Source organism: Rhodopirellula maiorica SM1 (genome assembly GCF_000346295.1).
Lineage (GTDB): Bacteria > Planctomycetota > Planctomycetia > Pirellulales > Pirellulaceae > Novipirellula > Novipirellula maiorica.
Genome location: NZ_ANOG01000892.1, coordinates 1 through 2,296 on the forward strand (window position 1 = coordinate 1; position 2,296 = coordinate 2,296).

At 55.1% G+C, this 2,296-nt stretch carries 2 protein-coding genes; both read left to right on the forward strand.

The genetic code is table 11. The annotated features are described in order from the left end of the window. On the forward strand, positions 1–1,318 hold a 1,318-nt coding region (locus RMSM_RS28375; protein WP_040769796.1), incomplete at its 5' end, for a GspE/PulE family protein. Between the two features lie 26 nt (positions 1,319–1,344). Beyond that, positions 1,345–2,296, forward strand: a 952-nt coding sequence (locus tag RMSM_RS28380) for a type II secretion system F family protein (RefSeq protein WP_008705334.1), incomplete at its 3' end; no start/stop codon positions are given.

Consider the following 2,296-nt stretch of genomic DNA (forward strand, 5'->3'; position numbering starts at 1 on the left):
AACGATTGTCGACATGAAACTTGCCGAGCTTCGTGAATTGCAGGCATCGGGAGAGGACGTCAATCCATCGGCGGTTGCCGTCGATCAAGAGGACGCGCCGGTGGTCCGTTTGGTGCAAGCCATCTTATCGGGCGCAGCAACAGCAGGGGCCAGTGATGTCCATCTCGAACCGTTCAAACCAGAGATGCGAGTACGCTACCGCGTCGATGGCGAACTGCAACAAGTCATGACAATTCCCAACCATATCGAAGAATCGGTGATCAGCCGAATCAAAGTCATGGCCGATATGGACACGACTGAAAATCGTCGCCCGCAGGACGGTCATTTGAATGTTTACGAAAATGGCAAACGGGTTGGATTTCGTGTGAGCGGGATTCCCACCGTCGATGGACAAAAACTAGTACTACGACTGCTTAATGAAGGCGGCAAGACATTCTCGTTGGACGGTTTGGGCATGATGCCTCGCAACCTCACATCGCTTCGCGAGATGATCGACAAGCCGCACGGGATGTTTGTGGTCACGGGGCCAACCGGAAGTGGAAAGAGCACGACATTGTACGCCGTGCTTCAACATCTAAACGGTGACGACCGCAACATCGTCACAGTCGAAGATCCGGTCGAATATCGATTGCCAGGGATCAATCAAGTGCAAAGCGATAGCGAGTTCGGAATGGGATTCGCCAACGCGCTGAAATACATCATGCGTCAGGATCCGGACGTCATCATGGTCGGTGAAATTCGCGACAGTGAAACGGCGACCACGGCGGTGCAAGCCGCTTTGACCGGTCACTTGATGATTAGCACTCTGCACACCAACGACGCCGTCGGCGCGGTTCAGCGATTGAGTGATCTCGGCGTCGATAATTTCAAGATCGCCGGTTCGTTGCTTGGCAGTGTCGCCCAGCGACTGCTTCGCCGCGTCTGCGAAAACTGCAAGATGCCGGTCGCACCGAACCACAATCTGCTCGACGCGTTAGATCCTGACGAGACGATTTCGAGATCAGCCGACTTCTTCCGCGGCGAAGGCTGCAAGAAATGTTTAGGGACCGGTTTTTCAGGCCGCTTGCCGATTTTTGAAATCATGCCGATTACACCCGAGATCACGATGGCAATCGAAGCCGGTGTGCCGCATTCAAAACTGTACGAGATGTCGGTTGCCGCTGGGATGGTGGGGCTCGCTAACGCGGGACTTGAACAAGCCGTCGCGGGCCGCACGTCCCTCGAAGAGGTGTACTTCAAAACAAGTGGTGACCGCCGCCGAAAAGAATCTAAACCGATCGTTGGCGGATCGCGAGAAATCGACACGATGTGCGTTTAACCCCCTATTCCCTCCGATTTTAAACCATGGCAACCTCTCACGTCCCGCTGAACTCTCGCTCCCCTTCCGTCGCTTCTGCGGGTGGTGGGGTGATGGGATTGTTGCGCAAACTGCACTCGATCGAAGTCGGTGGCAAGAAAAAGGGAGGGGATGCGACACGAATTCCTCCGGTTCCACTCGCCGATCTGTTGCGATTGCTTTTGATGTTGCTTGAAAACGGCTTGTCGCTTCCCAAAGCCCTCGCTTCGCTGGCGGCGGACCGATCATCGGCTCGTTACCGAAGCGTGCTCGTCCGGCTTCGCATGACCATCGAAGCGGGCGGACTTCTCAGCGACGCGATGCAGCGTTACCCACGCACCTTTACTCCGATGCAAATCCAACAAATTCGCATCGGTGAAAAAAGTGGCTCGCTCGAAAAAGCGATGCGCCGAGTCTGCGAACAACTCGAGCGAAGTGTCGCTTTAAGGAAACGGATCATTAAAAAGGTGAGTTATCCGGTGCTGATCACGGTAGCCGGTGCTGGTTTAATGATCTTCATGTGCGTCGTCGTGGTGCCTGAATTTGAAACGGTCTATTCCAGCAGCGGTGTCGATTTGCCGGTGGTGACGCAGGTGGTCACCGGAATGAGCCGGCAAGTCATCCACAACGGATGGCTCGTCGTTCCGTTTTGTATCACGTTGGTCGCGTTACTCTCACTCATTCGTTCGCGTCCCAAATTGTCACGAATGGCCGACGCCGGTTTGCTGAAATTGCCGCTGGTTGGTCCATGGCTTCGCGATGTTGCAGTGTTGCAGTTTGTCGAAGGCATGTCGTCAATGGTCGAGTGTGGTTACACGCCCGTTGACGCAGTCGGAGTGGCCGTGGAATGTGTTGGTAATCGCGAGATACGGGCCTCGGTGGATCAGGTCCGCCGCAGCGTGCTGCGGGGCGAACGATTGAGCAAGCAGATGGGTAACCATGACCAATTCTTCTCGGCCA